The organism is Burkholderiales bacterium, from assembly GCA_035560005.1.
Classification (GTDB): domain Bacteria; phylum Pseudomonadota; class Gammaproteobacteria; order Burkholderiales; family Eutrophovitaceae; genus DASRFY01.
The window spans coordinates 21,680-43,934 of sequence record DATMAN010000079.1; the positions used below are offsets into that span (position 1 = coordinate 21,680).

At 66.2% G+C, this 22,255-nt stretch carries 25 protein-coding genes; 9 read left to right on the forward strand and 16 right to left on the reverse strand.

The window, feature by feature from the left end:
• Nucleotides 1-106 precede the first annotated feature (106 nt).
• Nucleotides 107-352: a DUF465 domain-containing protein gene (locus VNM24_12075; GenBank protein ID HWQ39323.1), complete on the forward strand. Its 246-nt coding sequence runs from the start codon at nt 107-109 to the stop codon at nt 350-352.
• Nucleotides 353-505: 153 nt separating this feature from the next.
• Here the strand turns inward: VNM24_12075 and VNM24_12080 are convergent, their stop codons facing one another.
• Nucleotides 506-1,195 carry an RraA family protein gene (locus VNM24_12080; protein ID HWQ39324.1) on the reverse strand — a complete coding sequence of 230 codons (690 nt, stop codon included), beginning with the start codon at nt 1,193-1,195 and terminating at the stop codon, nt 506-508.
• Between the two features lie 435 nt (nt 1,196-1,630).
• On the opposite strand from VNM24_12080, the gene VNM24_12085 reads away from it, so the two are divergent.
• Nucleotides 1,631-2,224 carry a hypothetical protein gene (locus tag VNM24_12085; GenBank protein ID HWQ39325.1) on the forward strand — a complete coding sequence of 198 codons (594 nt, stop codon included), beginning with the start codon at nt 1,631-1,633 and terminating at the stop codon, nt 2,222-2,224.
• Nucleotides 2,225-2,357: 133 nt separating this feature from the next.
• On the opposite strand, the gene VNM24_12090 is transcribed toward VNM24_12085, so the two are convergent.
• Complete coding sequence (locus tag VNM24_12090; GenBank protein HWQ39326.1) at nt 2,358-3,137, reverse strand: aldolase/citrate lyase family protein; 780 nt, start codon at nt 3,135-3,137, stop codon at nt 2,358-2,360.
• 180 nt (nt 3,138-3,317) lie between these two features.
• On the opposite strand from VNM24_12090, the gene VNM24_12095 reads away from it, so the two are divergent.
• On the forward strand, nt 3,318-3,560 hold the full coding sequence (locus tag VNM24_12095; protein HWQ39327.1) for a hypothetical protein: 243 nt from the start codon (nt 3,318-3,320) through the stop codon (nt 3,558-3,560).
• A gap of 35 nt (nt 3,561-3,595) precedes the next feature.
• Here the strand turns inward: VNM24_12095 and VNM24_12100 are convergent, their stop codons facing one another.
• From VNM24_12100 to VNM24_12130, 7 genes are all read right to left on the reverse strand, one after another.
• On the reverse strand, nt 3,596-4,756 hold the full coding sequence (locus VNM24_12100) for an acyl-CoA dehydrogenase family protein (GenBank protein HWQ39328.1): 1,161 nt from the start codon (nt 4,754-4,756) through the stop codon (nt 3,596-3,598).
• Nucleotides 4,757-4,775: 19 nt separating this feature from the next.
• Nucleotides 4,776-5,765 (reverse strand): tripartite tricarboxylate transporter substrate binding protein, encoded by a 990-nt coding sequence (locus VNM24_12105; protein ID HWQ39329.1) that lies wholly within the window; start codon nt 5,763-5,765, stop codon nt 4,776-4,778.
• A 7-nt stretch (nt 5,766-5,772) separates the two neighbouring features.
• Nucleotides 5,773-6,162 carry a cupin domain-containing protein gene (locus tag VNM24_12110; protein HWQ39330.1) on the reverse strand — a complete coding sequence of 130 codons (390 nt, stop codon included), beginning with the start codon at nt 6,160-6,162 and terminating at the stop codon, nt 5,773-5,775.
• Nucleotides 6,163-6,344: 182 nt separating this feature from the next.
• Nucleotides 6,345-8,645: a molybdopterin cofactor-binding domain-containing protein gene (locus VNM24_12115; protein ID HWQ39331.1), complete on the reverse strand. Its 2,301-nt coding sequence runs from the start codon at nt 8,643-8,645 to the stop codon at nt 6,345-6,347.
• 2 nt (nt 8,646-8,647) lie between these two features.
• Complete coding sequence (locus VNM24_12120; protein ID HWQ39332.1) at nt 8,648-9,097, reverse strand: (2Fe-2S)-binding protein; 450 nt, start codon at nt 9,095-9,097, stop codon at nt 8,648-8,650.
• Nucleotides 9,098-9,703: 606 nt separating this feature from the next.
• Nucleotides 9,704-10,210, reverse strand: coding sequence for a hypothetical protein (locus tag VNM24_12125; protein ID HWQ39333.1), 507 nt, complete (start codon nt 10,208-10,210; stop codon nt 9,704-9,706).
• 159 nt (nt 10,211-10,369) lie between these two features.
• Nucleotides 10,370-10,777: a surface-adhesin E family protein gene (locus VNM24_12130; GenBank protein HWQ39334.1), complete on the reverse strand. Its 408-nt coding sequence runs from the start codon at nt 10,775-10,777 to the stop codon at nt 10,370-10,372.
• A gap of 87 nt (nt 10,778-10,864) precedes the next feature.
• Here VNM24_12130 and VNM24_12135 point away from each other — a divergent pair, with 87 nt between their 5' ends.
• Entirely contained in the window at nt 10,865-11,047 is a 183-nt protein-coding gene (locus VNM24_12135; GenBank protein HWQ39335.1) for a hypothetical protein, read from the forward strand.
• Nucleotides 11,025-11,540, forward strand: a complete 516-nt coding sequence (locus VNM24_12140; protein HWQ39336.1) for a hypothetical protein — start codon at nt 11,025-11,027, stop codon at nt 11,538-11,540. The genes VNM24_12135 and VNM24_12140 overlap by 23 nt, the downstream gene beginning before the upstream one ends.
• 9 nt (nt 11,541-11,549) lie before the next feature.
• On the opposite strand, the gene VNM24_12145 is transcribed toward VNM24_12140, so the two are convergent.
• Nucleotides 11,550-12,230: a protein-L-isoaspartate(D-aspartate) O-methyltransferase gene (locus VNM24_12145; protein ID HWQ39337.1), complete on the reverse strand. Its 681-nt coding sequence runs from the start codon at nt 12,228-12,230 to the stop codon at nt 11,550-11,552.
• A gap of 171 nt (nt 12,231-12,401) precedes the next feature.
• The gene (locus VNM24_12150; GenBank protein ID HWQ39338.1) at nt 12,402-12,818 is read right to left on the reverse strand and encodes a Rap1a/Tai family immunity protein; all 417 of its coding nucleotides are present in this window, start codon (nt 12,816-12,818) and stop codon (nt 12,402-12,404) included.
• Nucleotides 12,819-13,203: 385 nt separating this feature from the next.
• Here VNM24_12150 and VNM24_12155 point away from each other — a divergent pair, with 385 nt between their 5' ends.
• Nucleotides 13,204-13,611 (forward strand): hypothetical protein, encoded by a 408-nt coding sequence (locus VNM24_12155; GenBank protein HWQ39339.1) that lies wholly within the window; start codon nt 13,204-13,206, stop codon nt 13,609-13,611.
• A 105-nt stretch (nt 13,612-13,716) separates the two neighbouring features.
• On the opposite strand, the gene VNM24_12160 is transcribed toward VNM24_12155, so the two are convergent.
• The 3 genes from VNM24_12160 to VNM24_12170 all read right to left on the reverse strand — a co-directional run bounded on the left by VNM24_12160 (nt 13,717) and on the right by VNM24_12170 (nt 16,782).
• The gene (locus VNM24_12160; protein ID HWQ39340.1) at nt 13,717-14,586 is read right to left on the reverse strand and encodes a methyltransferase domain-containing protein; all 870 of its coding nucleotides are present in this window, start codon (nt 14,584-14,586) and stop codon (nt 13,717-13,719) included.
• A 6-nt stretch (nt 14,587-14,592) separates the two neighbouring features.
• Nucleotides 14,593-16,278 carry a thiamine pyrophosphate-dependent enzyme gene (locus tag VNM24_12165; protein ID HWQ39341.1) on the reverse strand — a complete coding sequence of 562 codons (1,686 nt, stop codon included), beginning with the start codon at nt 16,276-16,278 and terminating at the stop codon, nt 14,593-14,595.
• A gap of 141 nt (nt 16,279-16,419) precedes the next feature.
• Nucleotides 16,420-16,782, reverse strand: coding sequence for a hypothetical protein (locus tag VNM24_12170; GenBank protein ID HWQ39342.1), 363 nt, complete (start codon nt 16,780-16,782; stop codon nt 16,420-16,422).
• Between the two features lie 234 nt (nt 16,783-17,016).
• Here VNM24_12170 and VNM24_12175 point away from each other — a divergent pair, with 234 nt between their 5' ends.
• A complete protein-coding gene (locus VNM24_12175) occupies nt 17,017-19,848 on the forward strand; it encodes an EAL domain-containing protein (protein HWQ39343.1) in 2,832 nt (943 codons plus the stop codon).
• Here the strand turns inward: VNM24_12175 and VNM24_12180 are convergent.
• Nucleotides 19,845-20,417 carry an isoprenylcysteine carboxylmethyltransferase family protein gene (locus tag VNM24_12180; GenBank protein HWQ39344.1) on the reverse strand — a complete coding sequence of 191 codons (573 nt, stop codon included), beginning with the start codon at nt 20,415-20,417 and terminating at the stop codon, nt 19,845-19,847. The two genes, VNM24_12175 and VNM24_12180, sit on opposite strands and share 4 nt — an antisense overlap.
• A gap of 40 nt (nt 20,418-20,457) precedes the next feature.
• Nucleotides 20,458-21,114, reverse strand: a complete 657-nt coding sequence (locus VNM24_12185; protein HWQ39345.1) for a hypothetical protein — start codon at nt 21,112-21,114, stop codon at nt 20,458-20,460.
• A gap of 142 nt (nt 21,115-21,256) precedes the next feature.
• On the opposite strand from VNM24_12185, the gene VNM24_12190 reads away from it, so the two are divergent.
• Nucleotides 21,257-21,874: an HAD family phosphatase gene (locus VNM24_12190; GenBank protein HWQ39346.1), complete on the forward strand. Its 618-nt coding sequence runs from the start codon at nt 21,257-21,259 to the stop codon at nt 21,872-21,874.
• Between the two features lie 29 nt (nt 21,875-21,903).
• Nucleotides 21,904-22,098, forward strand: a complete 195-nt coding sequence (locus tag VNM24_12195) for a hypothetical protein (protein ID HWQ39347.1) — start codon at nt 21,904-21,906, stop codon at nt 22,096-22,098.
• The last annotated feature ends 157 nt before the right edge of the window (nt 22,099-22,255 follow it).

Below are 22,255 nucleotides of genomic sequence, written 5' to 3' on the forward strand. Positions count from 1 at the left end.
TGGGGGTTGGCAAGCGGCATTTTTCGGGCGTATGCTGAGGCTGCGACCGCAAAGTTGTTCAACCCGCCGGGTTTCCCAACCGGCCTGACGACGGAGGTGACGTGCCATGCAAATAATGCCGCACGACGTTGAGCACGAGTTTCCCGAGTTCAAGAACCTGATCCATGAAATGAGAGACCGTGATCAACGCCTCGCCGAGCTGATCGACGAGTACGAGCGTGTGAACGCCGAAATCGTGGACATTGAAGAGAACGACAAGCCGTTTCAGGACTTTGAGTTCGAGAACATGAAGAAACGGCGGCTCAGACTGAAGGACCAGATCTACTTCCTCCTGCGCGGTTACCAGCACTGACTTTCCAACCGCCCCATCGGGGGCGGTGCAAACCGGCGCCCGTCGGCCGCCAATCGCGGCACGGGCGCCGTTTTTGTTTCTCCAACCCCGGATGCAGTGCTTCGTGAAGCAGATCGGAGAACTTGAACCGGACTTCCGGCCACTCTTCACCCGTCACCGCACTTTTTCCATGTCCGCGTAAGCCTGCCTGAGCTTCTGGATGTTGAACCCTGGCTGCCTGGCGGCGTCGAGCACCACCTTCTCCCGCCGCGCCATCAGGTCGATTGCAGCCGGCAGCTTCTCCAGAACATCCGCCGGGATGACGAGCGCGCCGTGCCGGTCGGCGTGCACGACGTCGCCATCGGACACGGCCAGCCCCAACACGTCCACCGGCCTTCCGAACTCGACAACTTGAACCCACCCGTGGCTCGGCGAGAGCTTGGCGGCAAGGCACTGGAATTGCGGATGCATCGCGTCCAGGTCGCGCATCGAACCGTCGGTGATTGCGCCCATGCACCCCAGGCCCCAGTGCACGTGCGTGTTGACTTCTCCCCAGAAAGCACCCAATCCGCGCTGGCTGTCGATGTCCTGCACGACGGCGATCGTCGGCTGCGCCGGGCGCGCGAGGTACTCGTAGTAGGCCAGCAGCTTTTCCCTGCGCACCGGGGCGTCGAAGGGTACCGAGCAGCGGATCGCGGCGGTCCGGGCGAAGCCGATGACGGATGGAAGCTTCGGATTCGCAGCGATCAGCGGGCTGCGTGTGAAGCCGGTGGTGAACCGCCCGCCGCGCGCGATCTCGAGGGCATTGGCGATGGTGGGCGTGTCGAATCGCCGCAGGTGTTCGAACAGATCGACAGGCTGCATGGGATCTCCTCGTGTGGGTCCTTTGGCGTGGAGGTTAGCAGGTTCGAACCAGCCTTCATGGCGAGGCCGGTTCTGGGGCTACGCCGTCCGGGACGGCATGCGCATCCCGCTGGAGGGAGAAGTCGCCCGGGACCTGCCGCAGGGGCTCTTCCCCTGTTGCCGCGGGCGCGTCACGGATGCGTGCTGCGACTTTATCGGCCGAGGAGCTCCGGTATTCTTCGTCCGATCCGGCGGATGCGGGAGGACGAGAAAAGTGGAGTTTCACCGGAGCGCATCGTTCGACCATGTACATCGGCACGTCGCCGGCTACCATGCGGCGTATGTACTGGGCCCGGACGGCGACAACGTGCAGGCCGTGTATCGCGGACCGGCCGTCCGGTCCGCCGATTGCGTGATCGTCCGACCGGACGGATCCGCGCCGGAGGAACTGCGGCCGTGATTCCGCTGTGGCTGAAAATCGGCTACACGCTCTTCGTGTGCTTCCTCGTGCCGATCTACTGGCGTCAGTACGGCTTGTCGAACTTCCTCTGGTTCTCGGATATCGCGCTGCTGATGCTGGTGCCGGCGTTATGGCTGGAGAGCCCGCTGCTGGTCAGCATGATGGCGCTCGCGGTGCTGCTTCCGGAACTCGCGTGGAACGCCGATTACTTCTTCCGGCTCGCGACCGGTCGATCGCTGATCGGGCTTGCCGACTACATGTTCGATCAGCGCATTCCCCGATTCATCCGCGGCCTTTCGTTGTTTCACGTCGTCCTGCCAGCGCTGCTGGTCTGGCTGCTCGACCGGCTGGGCTATGATGGTCGCGCGCTGGTGTGGCAGACCGTGGTCGCCGCGGTGGTCCTGCCGCTGTCCTATTTCCTGAGCAATCCGCGCGAGAACGTCAACTGGGTGTACGGGTTCGGCGGCAAGCCGCAGAGCCGAGTGCCCGCGCCGCTGTTTGTCGCGCTGCTGATGGTGGCCATTCCACTGGCCATTTACCTGCCCACCGATCTGCTTCTGAGCAGCATATTCGGCGCGGCAGGACGTTGAGAGCCTGCCGTCTCGGATCCCGCGCGCTTTCGATGGCCCTACACCGCCCTGCCAAAGCGCAACTCGAGGCCGCGCCGGGTTGGTGCATGGTGAGCGTCCGAGACAACCCGAACGCAGCGTTTCTCTTGTCCTTTCACTGGCAGGCGCGAACGAAGCTCGCCTGGTCCTGCGCGGCATTGAGCAGCAGGCCGATGTCGTTGCCGGCGAGAACCATGCGCATTCCGCGCGCGAGGTATCGTTTCATCAAGTCGCGCGTATATACCCCGCCCAGCGCCGGATACTTGCCGTGTTTGCGGCAGGCGGCGATGAGCGTATCCATCGCCGCGACGATGCGGGCGTCGTCGATCTTTCCCGGGATGCCCATCTCCAGACACAGATCGTTGGTGCCCATCAACAGTGCGTCGATACCGTGCACCGCCGCGATCTTCTCGGCATTTTCGACCGCCTGCGGCGTCTCGATCATGGCCACGATCATCGTCGCCTCGTTCAGCTCGGTCACCACTTCGTTCACCGGCCGGGAAGCGAAGCCGAACTGCGGATAGGCGCCACCGATCGAGCGGTGGCCGAGCGGACGGAACTTGAAGGCGTCGACCATCGCACGAGCCACGTCGGCGGTATCGACGTGGGGAACGACGATCCCCAGCGCCCCGGCGTCGAGGCAGCGGGTGCCCATCGCCAGTTCGCCATGCGGCACGCGCACGAAGGGCGCGATGCCCGCGTCGAGCGCGGCCACACTGATGGCAGAGGCGGTTTCGGTGGAAGTCGCGCCGTGTTCCAGATCGATGAACAGCCAGTCGTATCCCGCGGTCTTCATCAGCCTGGCCACTTCCACGCCGCGCACGCCGCGAATGCCCATGCCGATGGCGATCTCTCCCTTGGCCAGCCGCGCCTTTGCCGCATTGACGATCTGCATTTCCTGTCCTTCCCGTGGGAAAGGCCGCTATTCTACGGACCGCTGCCGTGTTGGTCGCGGCACGCCGTACGCTCGCTGCAATGCCGTCGGGTCGGCACGATGCGGGCGACGGACCCGCAAGCCGGAATGCTGCCGATCGAGGGCGGCTGACCCCGGCCTGCGCAGAGCGGGAGGTGCGACGTGAAGCAGGTCAAGAAACCCAAGCCGCTGGGCGTGTGCAACGTCTGCGGCGCGCTGACCGACCAGGTCGAATTCGTCAATCAACGTTGCAACAAGGTGGTCTACGGTCGGCGCTGCTATGGCCAGTACAAGAGCGAGCTCACCCACGTCTGGGCCGAATGCGAGACCTGCCGGGCGAGCGGGAAGGTCGGCACCCAGCGCTGCGAGGGCTGCGAGGGTTTCGGCTGGAAACTGCTGGCGTGAGGCACGTTCTGGTCTGAAGTCTTCCTTCTCCCCCTTCAATACGACTTCGGCAGGCCGAGCGCCTTCTCCGCGATGTAGCACAGGATGAGGTGCGGGCTGACCGGCGCCAGCCGCGGAATCATCGCTTCGCGCAGGTAACGCTCGACGTGGTACTCCTTCGCGTAACCCATGCCCCCGAGCGTGAGCACGGCCTGTTCGCAGGTGCGAAAGCATGCCTCCGCCGCAAGGTACTTCGCGGCATTGGCCTCGGCCCCGCACGGTGCTCCGCGATCGTAGAGCGCGGCGGCCTTGAAGGTCATCAGGTTCGCGGCTTCCAGTTCCATCCAGCCGCGGGCGAGCGGGTGCTGGATCGCCTGATTCTGCCCGATCGGGCGGTCGAAAACGACTCGCTCGTTTGCGTAAGACACGGCGCGCTTGAGCGCCGCGCGCCCGAGGCCCACCGCCTCGGCGGCGATCAGGATGCGCTCGGGATTGAGCCCGTGCAGCAGGTACTCGAAGCCGCGGCCTTCTTCCCCGATGCGGTCTTCCACGGGCACCGGCAGTTCCTCGATAAAAAGCATGTTCGAGTCCACCGCCTTGCGCCCCATCTTCTCGATTTCGCGCACTTCGACCCGGCCGCGGTCGAGCCCCGTGTAGAACAGCGAAAGACCGTCGGTGGGCTTGGCCGCGGCCGGCGCGGTGCGGGCCAGGATCAGCATGCGATCCGCTACCTGCGCGGTGGAAGTCCAGATCTTGCGCCCGCGCAGCACGTACCGATCGCCTTCGCGCCGCGCCGTCGTCTCGATGGCGGCCGTATCGAGCCCGGCGCTGGGTTCTGTCACCGCGAAGCACGCCTTTTCCTCGCCGCGGATCAGCGGCGGAAGCCAGCGGCGCTTTTGCTCGTCGCGGCCGAACACCACCACCGGGTTCAGGCCGAAGATGTTCATGTGCACAGCGGATGCACCCGAGAAACCCGCGCCCGACTCGCTGACGGTCTGCATCATCAGCGCGGCTTCCGTGATGCCCAGCCCGGCACCGCCGTAGGCCTCCGGCATGGCGATGCCGAGCCAGCCGGCCTGCGCGATCGCGCGGTGAAAATCCGCGGGAAACTCCCCGCTGCGATCATGCTCGAGCCAGTAGCGCTCGCCGAAGCGGTCGCACAGTCTGGCGACCGCGTCCCTGATCGCGAGCTGCTCAGCGGTGAACGAGAAATCCATCGCTGATCCGGCGCGCGGGCTACTCCGCCTCGATCTTCGCGGCGCGCACCAGGCGCCCCCAGTGCTCGATCTCGCTGTGGAGAAAGCGGGCGAAGCTCGCCGCGTCCAGCGCGTCGACCTCGAAGCCGATGTCGGCGAAACGCCGTCTGATCTGCGGCTGCGCCAGGATCGAGAGCATCTCGCGCTCGATTCGGGCAACGATGTCCCCCGGCGTGCCGGCGGGCGCGAACACGCCGTTCCAGGACGTGAGGTCGTAGCCTTTGAGCGTTTCGCCGATCGCCGGCACATCGGGCAGCAGCGCGGAGCGCTGCGCGGTCGTGACGCCGAGAACTTTCAGCTTGCCGGCGCGCACCTGCGGCATCGCGGTGGTGAAGTCGGCCACCATCACCTGCAGGCGTCCGGCCGCGAGATCGAGAATCGCCTGCGGGCTTGCCTTGTAGCCCACGCGGATCAGGTCCAGGTCCGCCATGGCGTTCAGCGTCTCGGCGCCGACCAGGGAGGCGCTGCTCGCCGTCCCGTAGGAGAGCTTGCCCTTGTTGGCCCTGGCGTAGGCGATGAACTCGGCAGTGTTGTCGACGGGCAGGCCGGGCGTGACCACCAGCATGAAAGGCAATGTGCCGACGCGCGCAATCGGCGCGAAGTCCTCGAGCGGACGATAGGGCAGCGTGCGGTACAGGTGCGGGTTGGCCGAGTGCGTGGTGTTGGTGGTCATGAACAGGGTGTAGCCATCGGGCGCGCTCTTGGCGACCAGCGCGGCGGCAATCTGGCCGTTGGCGCCCGCCCTGTTCTCCACAACGACGCTTTGCCCCAGTCGCTGGCCGAGTTCGGATGCGAGCAGTCGGCCGGCCGAGTCGGTGGCGCTGCCCGGAGCGAAGGGAACCACCAGTTTCACGGGCTTCGCAGGGTAGGGCTGCGCGCCGTGGGTACCGCCGCAAGACGCGACCATGCAGGCGCAGAGCAGCACGCGCGCAGCCTGCGCGCACAGGCGTCGGAAGACACGCCACGTCATGGGCCGCTCAGCGACTGACCCGTGCGGGGTTTTCTTCGTAGGGTGGCGAATAGATGACCAGCACCTTGACCGGTTCCTCGCTCACCGCGGTGAACACGTGCGGCACGCCGGGCGGGAAAAAGCAGCATTCGCCCGGTTCCAGCTCGCGGATCTCGCCCGCGACTTGCGCGCGGGCGCGGCCTTCCAGCAGATAGCACACCTGCTCGATTCCGGGATGTGCATGCAGCGCTGCGCCGCGTCCTTTCTCGATCACACCGAGCACGACTTCCAAATTGCGCGCGCCGACGTTGTGCGCGCCGATCAGGCGCCGATTGGTGGTCCCCGAATGGTTGGCCGGATGATAGGGCGGCACGTCCTTCGGCGAGACGAAGTAGCAAAACGGCGGCGAACCGATCATGTTGCCTCCCGTGCAAGTTTCTTTCGGCAAGTGGTGCCTTGCTGGCGGTGACCATCGTACCCGATTGCCGCCCGGCGCCGGAGCAGTCGAAAAAAAAACGGGCGCCGGTCGAAAACCGCGCGCCCGTGAGGTCGAGGCAGCATGCGGCGGCCCACGCCGCGGCACGCCTGTTTGTCAAGAGCCTATGCGGACAGGTCGTACTTCGAGATCGGCAGCTCGGTGATGCGCTTGCCGGTGGCCGCGAAGATGGCGTTGGTCAGCGCCGGGATGAACGGCGGCACACCCGGCTCCCCGATGCCTCCCGGCGGGTAATCGCCGGCCAGCACCTGGTGCACGTGGATCTCGCGCGGCGCATCCATGATGCGAACTACCGGGTAGTCCGGGAAGTTCTTCTGCTCGATCACACCGTTTTTGGCCGTGATCTGGCAGGCCCAGGCCGCGGACATTCCGTAGATGCACGCACCTTCCATCTGCGCCTTCGCCCGATCCGGGTTGACCACAAGGCCGGCGTCGTAGGCCACGTCCACGCGCGGGATGCTGACCTTGCCGTCCTTGGACACCCTGACGTGAACCGCGGTGGCCACGTAAGTGGTGAAGCTGCGGTGCACCGCCAGCCCGATCGCCTCGCGTTCCGGCAGCTTGCGGCCATAGCCGGCCTGCGCCGCGGCCATGCGCAGCACGTTCTTCAGGCGCCACGTCATGATGGGGTACTCGTCGTAGGTCTGGTCGTAGTTCCAGTAATCCGTCGACGAGAGGTCGAGCACGCGGTCCGGCCCGATGAGCTCGAGCAGGTAGTCGTATGGATCGCGCCCCGCCTCGTAGGCCAGCATGTTGGCCACCGTGTTCTGCACGAAGGCGTTGGGGATGTTGTTCACCGAACGCAGCCAGCCGATGCGTACGTGCGCCTTGGCCTTGCCGTTCTCCAGGCGCAGGTTGGGGATCGCGTAGGGCATGTCGATGTAGCCAAGGCTGAACTCGATCTTGTGCCCGTATTCCGGATCGCTCTTCTCGAACGTCGACCAGATGGTCGGGAACACGTTGCGGTGATGCCAGGCGATGCACCTGCCGTTTTCGTCCAGACCGGCCTTGACGTGCTGCGCGCACACCGTGTGGTAGTAGGCATGCTGCAGATCGTCCTCGCGCGTCCAAGTCACCCGCACCGGGGCGCCCATCTGCTTGGACAGCAACGCCGCTTCGGCCGCGAAATCCGGCTTGGACTTGCGCCCGAACGCGCCGCCCAGCAGGGTGACATACGAAGTGACGTTCTTCTCGTCGATGCCCAGCGCACCGGCCACGGTCGAGCGTGCCGCCTGACCATCCTGGCAGGCCGACCAGACTTCGCACTTGCCGTCCTTGTAGTGGGCGATGGCCGCCGGCGGCTCCATCGTCGCATGAGCGTAGTGCGGCACATAGAAGTCGGCTTCGATGACCTTCGACGCGCGGCCCATGGCAGCCACGGCATCGCCTTCCTGGCGCACCACCTTGGCATCGCTGCGCGCGGTCTGGGCCATCTCCTCCTTGAACTTGTCCGAGTTGTAGACCACGTTCGGGCCGTAGTCCCACTCGATCTTGAGCTTCTTGCGGCCCTGTTCCGCGGCCCAGGTGTTCTTGGCCACGATCGCGATGCCGCCCAGCGTGTTGAACACGATCGGCGGCTGGGTCTGCGGCAGCTCGACCACCCTGACCACGCCCGGTACCTTGAGCGCCTCGGAGGCGTCGAAGGACTTGACCTTGCCGTACGTGACCGGACAGTGTTCGACCACAGCGTAGAGCATGCCGGGCAGGCGCTTGTCGATGCCGAAGATCGCGCGACCGGTCACGATGTCCGGACCGTCGATGGTATCGACGGGCTTGCCGATGTAGCGGAAGTTCGCCGGATCCTTGAGCTGAACGTCCTTGACGCTCGGAATCTTCAGGGTGGCGGCGGTGTCGACCAGCTGGCCGTAATCCATGGCCCGGCCGCTGGGCACGTGCACCACGCGGTGGTTCACCGCCTTGCACTCGGCCGCCTTCACGCCCATCTTGATCGCCGCGGCCTGCTCGAGCATGGTGCGTGTGACCGCGCCGAACTCGCGCATGCGCTGCAGGTTGTGACGGATCGACCGCGAACCGTCGGTGTACTGGTTGCCGTATTTCTTGGAGTCGCCTTCGGCCTGCACGACACGCACGCGGCTCCAATCGGCTTCCAGCTCGTCGGCCACGATCTGCGGAATGCCGGTGCGAATGCCCTGGCCCATTTCCGAGCGGTGGCAGACGACCGTGACGATGCCTTTCTTGTCGATGGCGACGAACACGTTGGGCATGAACGCGCCCTGCGGCAGCTCCACGCCCTCGGCCGCCTGCGCGGCGCCAATGCCGGAGAACGGATGCGACTTGCCCAATGGCGACAAGTGCAGTCCGACCACGAAACCGCCGGCGGCCGCTCCCTTCAGGAAGTCGCGGCGGGTGACGCTATGGCTGTAGTTCTCGATCCAGTGTCTCATGGTCACACCCCCGCTGCGTCTTTGATCGCCGCGCGAATGCGGTTGTACGTGCCGCAGCGGCAGATGTTGCCCTGCATCGCGGCATCGATTTCCGCATCGGTCGGCTTCGGATTCGACTTCAGGAACGCGGCGGCCTGCATGATCTGCCCGGCCTGGCAGTAACCGCACTGCGCGACGTTGTGCTTGAGCCAGGCCTTCTGCACCGGGTGGTCGCCGTTCTTGCTCAGCCCCTCGATCGTCGTCACCGGTTCCTTGACCGCGCTGACCGGCACCACGCACGACCGAACTGCCTGCCCGCCGACGTGGACGGTACAGGCGCCGCATGCCGCGATGCCGCAGCCGAACTTGGTGCCGGTCAGACCGAGGGTGTCCCGGAGTACCCAGAGCAGGGGCATCTCCGGGGGCACGTCCACGCTGTGGGACCTGCCGTTGATCTTCAACGAGATTGCCATCGTGCTTCTCCCGAGTTATTGATGAAACGCACTCCGCGTGCTGCGGGCGGAGCACATGCCATTGCCCACTTGTTCTTGTGATTGGGCTACTTGCGTTGCGAAGACAGAACTGTCGCGAATCCGCCCACGAAGTGTGCGCAACCTTCGCGACCCGAATGCGCTCCGCGGTCCTCCCAGAGGCGCGCGGCATCGGGCTGCAAATGTAGCCACGACGCCGGCCGCCGCGATCGCGGCGGCAGCGTGCCTCGAATACCACTTCGTCAGAGAGATAGCGACTGCAGCTTCGCGCGCCAAGATGCTCGCGCAGTCTGCGGCAACGCATTGGCTCTGCGCGCGGACTTGGACAACACCCGGGCAACCGGCACGAAGGCGAAGCGAAGAAGATGGGCCGAACTCGCGCTGCCAACTGCGAGAGAGATTCCGGCGGGTGTCCTCCTCCAGGGCACGGGCCTGGCAGCCCGTACTTCATGCCGGATTGCGGGATGCGTTCTGTGCGGCCTCCACCCCTTTACGAGTGGAGCCAAAGTATCACTTTGGTTCGCGCTTGACCAGCCTGAGAAGGCTCGTGGCAACGGGCGGCGCTTGCTGCGTCGCGGAAGCGCGCTGCTACTCGTTGTTGAGTTGGTCGATTCTGTCGCGGATGATTTGCGCGATGCGCAGCACGACCTCCTCGGAGTCGGGGCGCGCCGTGAGGATGGTGGCGACGACCTTGTGTGCCCCCAAGTCCATTCCGTAGATCATGCTGTTGGGGCCATCGTCCGGGAGCCGGTCGAACTCCTTGATTCCATAGACCCGGATGTAGATCTGGCAGGCGTGATCGCCGACCAGGCGGTCCTCGTGGCGCGCGCCGCCTCCGGTGTCCAAGCCAGTGCTGTACTCCAGACGCCAGTCGCTCCTGCTCTTGCCCGGCGCGTTCCAGCCGCCTTCGCGCCGGGTGTGCCAGTAACGCAACTGCGGAAGCGTGCCGGCGAGCTGCGCCAGATCCCGATCCACCGCCTCGAGGAAGCGAACCTTGAGGTCGTCCGCGCCGTCGTTGGCGCCCGCCACGGGCGCGAGCCAGAGCAGGCCGGCCAGCGCGGCCGATATGCTGAAGAACAAAGCTTTATGCTTCATGTCAGTTTGCTTTCCCCGCGCGGCAAATCGCATTGGCTCGTGCAGACAAGTTGAGCAAGATCCGCGCCGTGCCGCGCACCAGCGGCAGTCCGGCCCACAGTGCGTCGAATGAAATCCGCGCCGTGCCATGCCCAGCACCGGCGCATTCGAGCGCCTTGCTCAGCGATCGCATACCGCGCCCAGAAGCTGATCGCCGACTGAACCGGGCCCCTGCTGGGAGAATTCCAGCTTGTCGTCGTCGTAGGTCTCGGCGCGAAGCACCACGCCCTGCCCGCCGGGCAGCGAATGCAAGGCGTACTGCTTGAGGGCAACAGCCCGTCGGTCGCAGTCGAAGACCATGAGCTGCGTGCGTGACCCATAGTGCTCCAGCCCCCGACCATGCCCGCCGGTCACCAATACCCAAGCAGACTGGACAGCCTGCGCCGGACCGAGGCTCGTGCGGTCGATGAGATAGACCGCCGATTCCGTCTCGGTGACCGGCTCCCATTCGGCAGCGAGGCTGCGGCCGCAGAGCGTTGCGCTGGCGAGCGCGGCGAGCGCCACGAAACCCAGGACCGTTGCCTTCATCGCGTTACTCCAGTTGGTTGCATCCGTGCAGAGTCGGGGTGCGCCCACCGCCTCATCGGCGCGCAATCGCTTCGGCCGCATTGTGCCATGGGCGCTCTGCGCAACGGATGCTCATCGCAGAGCCGGTGCTACGATGTGCGCGATGGCTGCGTGCTGCGCTGGAAACCCTGGAAAGAATTCCTGGCCGCCTTGGCGGGGGGAAGCGCAAGGCAGCGGCGTTCGCAGCTGGACAAGCCCAAGAACCACCATGAACCGGATTACGACGATTGAATGCGCGCCCCGCCCGGGCCGACGGCTGTTCTTGGCGGTGGGGCTGCTGCTGGCGAGCGCGGTTGCCCATGCCGCCGAACCGTTCGCGCTCGGCGGCCATCTGCTCGGAGAACGCTTCGAGCGCGTGCTCGACGATCCCGCTTTCGACTGCGACAGCGCCTCCGCCTGCTTCCTTTACGCCGCCTGCGTCTACCGGGGCGACCGGCCCCGTGCGCTCGCGGATATCCCGCTCGAAGATTTCATGCTGTACTTCACGGGCGAGCGTCTAGCCGGGGCTTCGGGCAGTTTCGAGACCGGGTACTTCGACGCAGTTCTGCACGCGCTCGAAAGCCGGTATGGCCCGGCGCTGGCGGAGTCTGCGAACGGGTCGAATACGGTGCTGGTCTGGCGCCAGCGCAACCAACTGCTGCGGCTGGAACGCCATGCCCGACCAGGCCGGTCCTCGGTCATCCTCGCCGAACGCAATTTCCTGAGCGAGTTGCTCGGCGACTGATGCGGTGATTCAGACCGATTCCGCCCCTTCGCCCTCCAACTGGGAGAAACGCACGGGCAGGATCTCTCGGGTGGCGAGCTTTCCCTCGGCGCTCTTTTCCACCAGCATGAGCTGCTGACTTTCGGGCAGCCCGGCGGGGAGGACCATGCGGCCGCCCGGCCTGAGCTGATGAATCAACATCGGAGGAATCAGGTCCGGTGCCGCGGTGACGATGATCTTGTCGAACGGCGCCTGCTCGGGCCAGCCGTGATAACCGTTGCCGATCTTCAGCTCGATATTGCGGTAACCGGCACGCCTGAGCCGGCGAGCGGCCTGCTCCGCGAGCGGCTCGATGATCTCGATGCTGTAGATCCGGCTGACCAGTTGGGCGAGGATCGCGGCCTGATAGCCCAGACCGGTTCCGATCTCCAGCACCCGGTCTTCCTTGCGCGGTGCCAGCAGGTCGGTCATCAGCGCCACGATGAAGGGCTGCGAAATCGTCTTCTCGAATCCGATCGGCAGCGGTCGGTTGAGATAGGCGTACGGCTGCAGCTCGACGGGCACGAATTGGTGCCGCGGCACCTTCCCCATGGCCTCCATGACCCTGGGGTCGAGGTTGTACTTGCCGATGCGCTCTCCCACCAATACCACGTGGGTCGCGATCTCCACCACCATCTGCTGGCGCATCGCGGCGAACTGCTGCTCGGTCATGGCGGCACCGACTCTGAACTTCCGGACGCGCTCTATCCTACGCCGCTTGCTCGCAGTCCGGAACGCGCACTTCGGCAAAGAAGGTCGGGCGTCGTGCCGCCACTGCCAGGTGCTCCGGAGGAATCGTTCCGGGAGCCGGCGCAAGTCAGCGCTGTTGCCTCGCGGGTTGGATCATGGCCGCTTGGCGGGACATGGGAACGCCTGCTTGAGCGCCGCTTCCAGCAGGGTCCCGGCGTTCCAGTTCAGTTTCTCGGTGTTCTTCTCCAGGTATTGGACGAAGACGATGGCAAGCGCGACTTTCTTGATCTCCCTGGGGATGCAGAGGCGGCCATAGACCTCGTCGAGCTTCTCCTCGCGGTGGTGAAAGGCGTGCCACGTGTCGCCCACATGCCGACCGGCGACGAAGCCCTCGATGAATCCCCTGCAGATTCCGCGCTCGAAGTCGTGCACCGATTCATCGGTCGCGGCCTTGCAGGCCGCCAGCAGTTCCTTGCCGGTGAAACCGCCGCGGAACCATTCCTCGGCGCCCAAGGCGCACGGCGCCACCAGGAGCAGGGTGCAGGCAACGTAGCGTGCGAGGTCTTTCATGCTGCTGTTCAAATCGCCGTCGAGGTGGGTCCGTGCAGGGCGTTACGGTCGCGTCGCGAACAGCCTGGGCGGGTCAGTGACGCGTGGGGCGGGAAAGCACCGCCGGCAGCCGCCGTTGCGTGCCGGTCCGGGGCGGGCGCCCACGCGCCTTGCCGGCGTAGCGCGTCAGCCGCGCCCTTGCCTGCCCCGCTCCGCGTCCTGGCCGGCATTTCACCCCCCCTTGCTCCCCGACGCACCTCCGGGACCGCCCGGCAAGCGCAATTTGCGGATTCTATGCTTCCCTGCCTCCGCCGCATAAGGCGGCCGCAGCCAAGGAAGTCCTTGAAGGGCGTGATGGCCGTGCTATAGAAATAAGGACTACCAGCCCCAGACGACGGAGGATGCCATGGACACGGTGCGCAAAGCCGATTACTTCTCGATGGAGGTTCCGAACAAGCCGGGCGAGGGCGCGCGCTGCCTGAAGGCCCTGAAGGAGGCGGGCGTGAACCTGCTCGCCTTCACCGGGTTCCCCGCGGGAAGGAAAGCGCAGATCGATTTCATCCCCGAGGATGCGGCGGCGCTCAAGGCCGCGGCGAAGAAGAACAAGTGGCGCCTCTCGGCGCGCAAGACGGTGTTTCTCGTGCAGGGCGACGACCGGCTGGGCGCGATCCATGACGTGGTCGCCAGGCTGGCCGAGAAGAAGATCGGGATCACCGCGCTCGACGCGGTGAGCGCCGGGGCAGGCCGCTATGGCGCGATGTTCTGGGTCAAGCCGGCCGACGTCAACAAGGCGGCCAAGGCGCTCGGCATCTGACTGCGCCGCGGCTGTCAGCCAGCCCTCTTCAGCATCGCAGCGAACCCGGCGGCGGACGCGTCCCTGCGAGCCGTCTCGGGAAGGCGCTTGGCGCGGTGATCGGCTTCATGCGCGTTGCGCCTTCCTCGCCACAAACCGACCGCCGCCCAGCTTTCCTTCGGAGAACAGGCCGACGAAGAACGCATAGGTGCGGTCCCATTTGCGGTAGTGCTCCACTCCATACCTGCGCACGGTCTCGGATTGCAGACCCCGATACATCGCCAGGCGCTGCTTGAGGACCTCGGTCCAGAGTTCGCTCAGGTCCTCGCGGTGTTCGAGCCGGCAGCCGCGGCCTTCCAGCAGCGCGGCGTAACCGTCCAGGGTCTCGAGGACCGGGAAGGTCATTTCCCGCTTCAGGCGTTCCATTTCGGTGGCGGTGAGCCGGTCGCGTCGCAGGATGTCGGTGAAGGCGACCACTCCGCCGGGTTTCAGCACCCGCGCGCACTCGGCGACGAGCCTCGCCTTGTCGGGCACGTGGCACCACGCTTCCTGGCCGACGACAACATCGAAGGTCTCGTCCGCGAAGGGCATGTGCTGCGCATCGCCGTGCCGGAACGACACGAGACCGTCCAGGCCCACCATCCTCGTCAAGCGCTGCGCCGCGAGATGGCGGCTCTCGGTGAAGTCCAGCCCCACGACTCTGCAGCCGATGCGGTGCGCGAGGTAGCGCGCCGGTCCGCCCAGTCCGCTGCACACATCCAGTACCAGGTGGTGCGGCCCGATCCCCGCCCTTGCGGCGAGGACGTCGTTGGCTTCGATGCCGCCGAAATGATCCTGATCGTGATCCTTCAGCACCTCTTCCGTCAGGCCTTCGAGCGACAGGCCGCGGCCGCGCAGCGTGTTGAGGATCTGCTCCTCGTTGATCGGGTGCGCGTCATAGAAGGCGACCACCGGGTCGCGCGAGCCTGCGCGGCCTGGTTGCGCTTCTGTGCTCATTGAGGCTCAGGCGCCAAACCCGTCCGCCACGCGCACGTCGAGCAGCGACGGTTTCCGCGACGCGATGGCCGAGCGCAGCGCAGGCACCACTTCGGCGGGCTCGACGAGTCTTCGGGCGGGAACGCCCATGGACTGCGCGAGCGCGACGAAGTCGATCGCGGGATCGCGCAGGTCCATGCCGATGAAGCGGTCGGTCTTGCGAAACGAGACCAGCCGCTCCTTGAGTATCCGGTAACTGCTGTTGTTGAGGATGAGATAAGTGATCGGGCGCTCGAGGTGGGCGGCGGTCCACAGCGCCTGGATGCTGTACATCGCGCTGCCGTCGCCGACCAGGGCGACGACCGGACGTTCGGGAAGGGCCAGACTGACCCCGACGGCGCCGGCCAGCGCGAACCCGATGCCGCCCGATGCGAGGCCGAAGTAGCACTTCGGGTCGCCAATGCGCAGATACGTCGGCAGCGAGAAAGCGGAGGACAGGCCCTCTTCCACCAGCACCGTTTCCTCGGGCAGCGTGTCCGACACGGTCATCATCAGCCAGCGTGGATCGATCGGGGTGGTGCCCGCGAGGCTGTGCACGTCTTCGCAGGCTTTCGCGCGCTTTGCGCTCCAATTGGTCTTTTCGGCTTCGGCGAGCCGCCGCGCCGCCCGTTCCTTCTGCACCGGGGATGCCCTGCGTTCGAGCACGGGCAGCAGCGCGCGCAACGTTTCGCGCACGTCGGCACGGATCGCCATCTCCGCCGGGTGATTCTTGCCCAGTTCCCAGTCGCGCTCGGAGACGTGAATGACCGGCAGCCCTTCGGGCAGCGCGTCGACCGGGTTGTGCACCGACATGCGCAGCAGGTCGGCACCGAGGCAGATCAGCAGGTCGTGCGGTTGCAGCAAGCTGCGCACTTGCGGCTGGCTGCGCGTGAGCCAGCCTGCGAACGCACGGTGCGCGGAGGGGAACGAAGCGCCGTAGGGCACCGTCTCCTGCCACACTGGAGCGCCCAGCATTTCGGCAAGCTGTGCCGCCTCCTCGAACGCGTCGCGCCGGGACAGTTCGTGTCCGGCGATGATGACCGGATTGCGCGCGGCGAGCACTCGCCCGGCCAGCTTTTCCAGGGTCGCGTCGCCGGGTCGAACGTCCGCCGCCACCCGGGTCGGGCGGCCGAGATCGAGCGCGCGCTGCGCGTCGAGCACGTCGCCCGGCAGGCTCAGAAACACCGGGCCAGTCGGCGGGGTCAGCGCCACTTTCGCGGCGCGGCGCACGATGCGCGGCAGATCTTCCACGCGCGTGCACTCCACGGCCCACTTCACCAAGGGCTGCGCGATCGGAACCAGTGGATCGTACAGCATGGGCTCCATCAACCCGTGGCCCTGCTCCTGCTGCCCCGCGGTCAGCAGCACCGGCGATCCGAAGAACCGGGCGTTGTAGAGCGCGCCCATCGCATTGCCCAGCCCCGGGGCGACATGCACGTTGGCGGCGGCCAGGCGACCCGACGCGCGGCCGTAGCCGTCGGCCATCGCCACGACGACGGCCTCCTGCAGTCCCAGCACGTAGCGGATGTCGGACTGCGCGCCGAGCGCCTCCATGATGGCGAGCTCGGTCGTCCCCGGATTGCCGAACAGATACTCGATCCCCTCGGAGGCCAGCAGTTGAAGGAACGCGCTGCGGCCCGAGATCGAAACGTTTTGTTGCGCAGCCCTGTCCATTGGATCGTCCGGTCTTGTCTCCTGGTTGGAAAAACGCCCGCCACGCGTGGCGCTCGCCGGCACTTGGTCGCTTGTAATCTTAGCGTGCCGGCGCATCGGGACCGCCACTGCCTGCGCCGGCAGGTCGCCGGTGCTGGCACGTCACCTCAATCTTGCCCCGCATTTCGGGCAGACCGTCGGGCTCATGAAGTCGGCCCGCGTGGGTCCCAACCCGCCGCACTTGTAGTCGGTGACGGTCTGGTAGGGCAAGGTCCCGCATTCCGGGCATCGGTACAGGCCGTTCAGTGCGCGCACGATCCGCACCGCGGTGAACGTGCACAGCACGGCGGCCGCGACCAGAAGCGCCCAAGTCAACTCGTCGCCCGCTCCGGCGGACCTCAAGATCAACACCGCGGCACAGGCCACCAGCACCGAGGCCGCGATCCACGGCCGGTTGGCAACCCACACCGCCGCACGGCGCGACTCGAAACTCTTCAGCGGTGGAAACAGCGTGCCGGATCCCATTTGGCCAATCGTACGCCAATGGACTTGGCGGGTGCGCGCGGCCGTTCCCTGCAACAGAATGGCAAGCCCTTGGCGTCGAGAAGGAGTAAGCTGTCGCTCGCGAGGCGCCCGGACCGTCCGCTCTCGATGAAAAAATCCAGGGCAAGCAAGCTCGCCCCATCGCCGACTCGCCCGCCTCGCCGAGGCCCTGCCAGTCGCGGCCCCCGTTTTGCCGACACCGATGTGCTCGCGCGCATGCTGGCGCTGACTTCCGACTGGTACTGGGAGCAGGACCGGAACTACCGATTCACCTTTCTCGCGGCCACCGGCGAGTCCGGCCTGCAGCACGTCGTGAACACCGCGCTGGGCAAGACGCGCCGCGAGATCGGCGGCGCCCGTACGCCGGAGCAGGTGTGGCGCGCGCACGAGGCGATCCTCGAGCGTCACGAGCCGTTCCGGGAGTTCGAGTTCGAAGCTGACGACGGATACGGCCGCTGGCGCTGGATCTCGGTGAGCGGGGAACCGGTGTTCTCGGCCAAAGGCCGGTTTCTCGGTTACCGCGGCATCGCACGCGAGATTACCAGCCGGAAGCTTTCCGAGGAGCAGGCGCGGGAAGCCGAGATCGCCCTGGCCCAGGCGGGCGCCGCGATCTTCTCCCACGATCTGGAGGGAAAGATCCTGAGCTGGAGTCGCGGCGCCGAGCAACTGCTCGGATACTCGGTGGACGAGATGATCGGCAGGAACGCGCTCGAGGTTCTGAGCCCGGAGCGGGACCGGCCGGAGTTCCCCGAAATCCTGCATCGCATCCGCACCGCTGCGTCGCGCAGCTCCGAGCGCACCTTTGTCAGGAAGACCGGCGAGGAACTCGACGTCGAGGTCTGGGCTTATCCCTTTCTCGATCGCGAGGGCGTGCGCCGCGGCCAGGTGGTGATCGCGCGCGACATCTCGGCGAAGAAGAGGGCCGAGCGTGCACTCGCCGAGGCCGAAGCCCGGTTTCACAGTGTCGTCGAACTGGCGCCCGATGCGATCCTGGTGCACGACAACGGCAGGATCGAGTACGCGAACCGCGCCGCCGCGATGTTGTTCGCGGCGCCGAACCCGACCGACTTGATCGGGCGCGATTTCTACGAGTTCATCCACGAAGCGGATCGCGAAACGGTGCGCAGCCGCGTCAGCCACGCCCTGCGCGGCGGCGCAATCCCGGGCTATCCGATGCGGCGTATCGTGGCGATGAACGGCGAACTGCGCGTCGCCGAAGTCGGCGGCGCCGCGATCCAGCAGGGCGGGCGCCGGATGATCCTGGTCGTCGCGCGCGAAGCCACCGAACGCCACCTCGCCGAGCGGCGCTTGCGCGAAAGCGAGGAACGCTATCGCGCGCTGTTCGACGTCGCTTCCGATGCGATCGTGGTGTTCGACCTCGAGCGCAAACGCTTCGTCGACGCCAACGCGAATGCCGAGAGACTGTTCGGGATGTCGCGCGAGGAGTTGCTGCGCACCGACCCCGTGAAGCTCAGCCCGCAGCGGCAGCCCGACGGCTCGCTGTCGGCCGAGCGCGCGTTCGATTACCTCGGCGAGGCGCTGAAAGGCGCGAAACCGGTCTTCGAGTGGACCCATCTGCATGCGTCCGGCCGCGAGATCTATTGCGAGATCCGCCTGGTGCGCATGCCTCCGTTCGACCGTCGGCTGATCCGCGGCAGCATCGTGGACATCACCGACAAGGTCATGGCGCGCCGCGCGCTGGAGGAAAAGGAGAGCCAGCTGCGCTACCTCGCCACGCACGACGCGCTGACCGGCCTGGCCAATCGGACGCTGCTCAACGAGCGTTTCCGGCGCGCCCTGGAGCGCGCGGAACGCTACAAGACCCAGGTCGGCGTCCTGTTCCTGGATCTGGACCGCTTCAAGAACATCAACGACACGCTGGGTCACTACACCGGCGATCGCGTGCTGGAGGTGGTCGGCGAGCTGCTGCGTGCGTGCGTGCGCACGCCCGACACCGTGGCGCGCCATGGCGGCGACGAGTTCGTCGTGCTGGTCGAGGAGATGAGCGATCGCGAGGACGCCGAGCGGGTGGCGCGACGCATCATGCAGGCGCTGGCGGGAACATTGGTGGTCGACGGCCGGGAGACCTTCCTGCGCGCGAGCATCGGCATCGCGATCTTTCCGCATCACGGCCGCGATGCGGATGCGCTGATCCGTGCGGCCGACGAGGCGATGTACCTGGCCAAGCAGGCCGGGCGCAACAACTATCAGTTCTACGATCCCAGCATCTCGGTGCGCACCACGGAGCGCGTCCGGCTCGAAGGCGAGTTGCGCCGCGGGCTCATGCGCCAGGAATTGCGTCTGCACTATCAACCCAAGGTGCGCATGCGCGACGGGCGCGTCAGCGGTTTCGAGGCGCTGCTGCGCTGGGAACGGCCCGGTTTCGGACTGGTGTCGCCGGCCCAGTTCATCGCGCTGGCGGAGGAGACCGGGCTGATCGTCGAGATGGGTTACTGGGCGCTGCGCGAGGCGGTCCACCAGCTGCGCACCTGGCTGGACGAGGGTGTCGAAGTCCGGCCGGTGGCGATCAACTTCTCGCCCAGGGAATTTCTCGACCCCAACTTGGTGCGGCGCGTGCGCGAGATCCTCACCGAAGCGCGCATCGAGCCACGGCTGCTGCAACTGGAAGTCACGGAGAACGTCACCATGGAGAACGAGAGCCGCTCGCGCAGCGTCATGCGCGAGCTGGTGGAGCTGGGTGTGAGCATCGCCATGGACGACTTCGGCACCGGCTACTCCTCGCTTGCCAACATCATGAAGTTCCCGATCTCCACGCTGAAGATCGATCGTTCTTTCGTCAGCGGCATTCCCGAACACGCCGACGCGGTCGCGGTGACCCAGGCGGTGATGGCGATGGGCAAGTCGCTCGGCTTGGAGGTGGTCGCGGAAGGCGTCGAGTCGAAAGAACAGGTGGACTTCCTGCTGTCGATCGGTTGCGAGACCGCGCAGGGCTACTACTTCAGCGCGCCGCTGCCCGCGGAGCAGGCGATACAACTGCTGCTCAATGGCGTGAAACCGGGCCAGCACCCCTCCGGCGCCGGTCTTTAGCGGCGCGCCCAGGCCTGCCAGCCGAAGGCGATCACCCAGAAGACGACCAGCGCCGCCAGGTTCTTCGGACCATGGTTGCGGCGGAACAGATTCCAGTCCCAGGTCCACAGCGGCTCGCTGCGGAAGCGCGCGCCGGGCACAAAGCGGCCGACCGCGGCGCAGTAAGCCTCGTACTCCGCGCCCAGCACGCCGCGCAGCAGCGCTTCTTCGCGCTTCACCCTGTTCACCATGTACAGGTAATAGACGACGGCGAACGCGGCGAGCAGCCACCAGGCCCCCAGCGCGAGCAGCGGGCCGAGCACGATGAGCAAGCGCCCGAGGTACATCGGGTTGCGCACCACGGCATAGGGACCCCGGCAGCACAAGCGCTGGTTCTTGTCCAGCGTGGCGAAACACCACAACTGGATCATCTCGCCGAGCATCGATACGGCGAATCCCGCCGGCATGAACGCCGGTTTCATCAGCGGGATGATCGCGAGACCGACCGCGACGAAGATCGGCACGCGCACTCTGACCAGCAGCTTGCGCAGGCCGGGGTGATTGAACAACGAGTGAATGGCTTCGAGCATGGCGGGTGTACGGTTGGAGCAGCCGCGGCAAGCGCGGAGCTTACTTCAGGCGCGGCAATCCCAGATAGCCGCGCAGGATCCAGAAACGGCGCCAGCGGTTCATCCGGGCCAGCACTGCGGCGCGCGCCTCACCCAGGGACTCAGGCTGGCTGCCGGCCCAGTGCTTGTACACTCCGGAGAGATCGAACAGCTCGATGAGCCGGCGCAGGCGGCGCGGCAGCCAGGCGGTGCCCACGTGCGACTGGAAGTCGATCAGCAGCGGGCGCCCCTCGTGGTCGACCAGGATGTTGCGCGCGTTGCGCACGTCGAGGTGCACGATCCCGCGGGTATGCACCTCCTGCAACAGGCGTTCGAGCGCGGCGTAGAACTCCGCGGGCAGTCCGCCGCCTCCCGGCCGTGCGATCGATGTTCCCCGGACATAACGGTAGGCGAGCGCATGCCGGTCGAGCCGGAAAGCGCCTTGCGGGACTCCGCGCACGCCAGCCACACGACGCAGGCCGCGCAACTCTCGAGCGGTCAGCAGGCGGCCGATCGTCTCGCGGACCAGGAAGTGGCGCGGCCGGAAATCCTTGACGACCCAGACTTCGCCGTCCTTGCGAAACAGATACAGGATGGCGTTGGCCCAGCGGCCCCGGTTCAGGACTTCTTCGCGTCGCTGCGTGAATTCGGCGCGGGTAAACGGTTTGGTCGATTTCAAGAGACAACCCCGTCCATTCGCAACGGGCGAGGCGGATGACCGGCGGATCGCCCGGACTCGAGGCGGCCCACATTATTGCACGAGGTTCGAGCCGATCCCGCAGCGGGTATAGAATTCGCGCTGCCCGAGAAGACCGAAAGCGATGACGCGAACCGCGCACGACACGCTGCTCTTCGACCTGGGAGCGGTGCTGGTCGACTGGAATCCGCGGTACCTCTACCGCGAGTATTTCGGCGGCGATGTTGCCGCGATGGAGCGGTTTCTGTCGGAGGTGTGCTCGCCGGAGTGGATCCGGTCCATGGACGCGGGCAAACCGGTGCAACAGGCGATCGCGGAGCGCAGCCGTCGCTATCCCGCCTATGCCGGCCTGATCGCGCTGTGGGCAACCCACTGGGAGACCATGCTGCGCGGCGCACTCGACGAGACGGTCGATATCCTGGGCGAGCTGCGCGCGCGCGGTGCTCGGCTGTTCGCGCTGACCAACTGGTCGGCGGAAAACTTTCCCATCGCGTTTCGCCGCTTCGACTTCTTGCGCTGGTTCGAGGACATCGTCGTATCGGGCGAGGTCGGGGTGGTCAAGCCGGACCCGCGCATCTATCGGCTGGCGATCGAGCGCTGCCGTCTCAATCCTCCGCGCACGGTATTCATCGACGACAGCGCCGAGAACGTGGCCGGCGGCAGACGGGCGGGTCTGCACGCCCTGCATTTCCTCGGGCCGGCGCAACTGCGCTCGGACCTGCAATCCCTGGGATTGCTGTAACGATCCACGCACCCGGACCGCACCTGGGCATGAAGCGCGAATGGCTCCTTGGAGCGCTGGCCGGGTTCCTGGCTGCTGCGGCCAGCGCGTCGTCGTCGGCACAGGGTTCGGCCGAAGAGTCCGGCCGCTATGTCGGGGACTTCTTCCCCTATGAGGAATTCGCCGGACTGGCGGCCGAGCGCATCGTGGAGCGCGACGCGATAATTGGCGGGGGTTTGACGTGATAATTGGGGTGGTGGAAATCTTGCAGACAATGCAAGAGTATAGCAGCGGCTGAAAGGATCGGATGGCAGGCTGCGGTGCTGCGGCGCAGCGAGCGGCGGGCTATAAGGCCTTGTAGACCGAGATCAATTGATCGCGCAACTGCGCGCGTGTGATCGC

Excerpts from the sequence above, each read along its gene's own strand:
- VNM24_12075 (HWQ39323.1), top strand. The coding sequence starts at position 107 with ATGCAAATAATGCCGCACGACGTTGAGCACGAGTTTCCCGAGTTCAAG.
- VNM24_12080 (HWQ39324.1), bottom strand. The coding sequence starts at position 1,195 with ATGCAGCCTGTCGATCTGTTCGAACACCTGCGGCGATTCGACACGCCC.
- VNM24_12090 (HWQ39326.1), bottom strand. The coding sequence starts at position 3,137 with ATGCAGATCGTCAATGCGGCAAAGGCGCGGCTGGCCAAGGGAGAGATC.
- VNM24_12100 (HWQ39328.1), bottom strand. The coding sequence starts at position 4,756 with ATGGATTTCTCGTTCACCGCTGAGCAGCTCGCGATCAGGGACGCGGTC.
- VNM24_12105 (HWQ39329.1), bottom strand. The coding sequence starts at position 5,765 with ATGACGTGGCGTGTCTTCCGACGCCTGTGCGCGCAGGCTGCGCGCGTG.
- VNM24_12110 (HWQ39330.1), bottom strand. The coding sequence starts at position 6,162 with ATGATCGGTTCGCCGCCGTTTTGCTACTTCGTCTCGCCGAAGGACGTG.
- VNM24_12115 (HWQ39331.1), bottom strand. The coding sequence starts at position 8,645 with ATGAGACACTGGATCGAGAACTACAGCCATAGCGTCACCCGCCGCGAC.
- VNM24_12120 (HWQ39332.1), bottom strand. The coding sequence starts at position 9,097 with ATGGCAATCTCGTTGAAGATCAACGGCAGGTCCCACAGCGTGGACGTG.
- VNM24_12125 (HWQ39333.1), bottom strand. The coding sequence starts at position 10,210 with ATGAAGCATAAAGCTTTGTTCTTCAGCATATCGGCCGCGCTGGCCGGC.
- VNM24_12130 (HWQ39334.1), bottom strand. The coding sequence starts at position 10,777 with ATGAAGGCAACGGTCCTGGGTTTCGTGGCGCTCGCCGCGCTCGCCAGC.
- VNM24_12135 (HWQ39335.1), top strand. The coding sequence starts at position 10,865 with ATGGGCGCTCTGCGCAACGGATGCTCATCGCAGAGCCGGTGCTACGAT.
- VNM24_12140 (HWQ39336.1), top strand. The coding sequence starts at position 11,025 with ATGAACCGGATTACGACGATTGAATGCGCGCCCCGCCCGGGCCGACGG.
- VNM24_12145 (HWQ39337.1), bottom strand. The coding sequence starts at position 12,230 with ATGACCGAGCAGCAGTTCGCCGCGATGCGCCAGCAGATGGTGGTGGAG.
- VNM24_12150 (HWQ39338.1), bottom strand. The coding sequence starts at position 12,818 with ATGAAAGACCTCGCACGCTACGTTGCCTGCACCCTGCTCCTGGTGGCG.
- VNM24_12155 (HWQ39339.1), top strand. The coding sequence starts at position 13,204 with ATGGACACGGTGCGCAAAGCCGATTACTTCTCGATGGAGGTTCCGAAC.
- VNM24_12160 (HWQ39340.1), bottom strand. The coding sequence starts at position 14,586 with ATGAGCACAGAAGCGCAACCAGGCCGCGCAGGCTCGCGCGACCCGGTG.
- VNM24_12165 (HWQ39341.1), bottom strand. The coding sequence starts at position 16,278 with ATGGACAGGGCTGCGCAACAAAACGTTTCGATCTCGGGCCGCAGCGCG.
- VNM24_12170 (HWQ39342.1), bottom strand. The coding sequence starts at position 16,782 with ATGGGATCCGGCACGCTGTTTCCACCGCTGAAGAGTTTCGAGTCGCGC.
- VNM24_12175 (HWQ39343.1), top strand. The coding sequence starts at position 17,017 with ATGCTGGCGCTGACTTCCGACTGGTACTGGGAGCAGGACCGGAACTAC.
- VNM24_12180 (HWQ39344.1), bottom strand. The coding sequence starts at position 20,417 with ATGCTCGAAGCCATTCACTCGTTGTTCAATCACCCCGGCCTGCGCAAG.
- VNM24_12190 (HWQ39346.1), top strand. The coding sequence starts at position 21,257 with ATGACGCGAACCGCGCACGACACGCTGCTCTTCGACCTGGGAGCGGTG.
- VNM24_12195 (HWQ39347.1), top strand. The coding sequence starts at position 21,904 with ATGAAGCGCGAATGGCTCCTTGGAGCGCTGGCCGGGTTCCTGGCTGCT.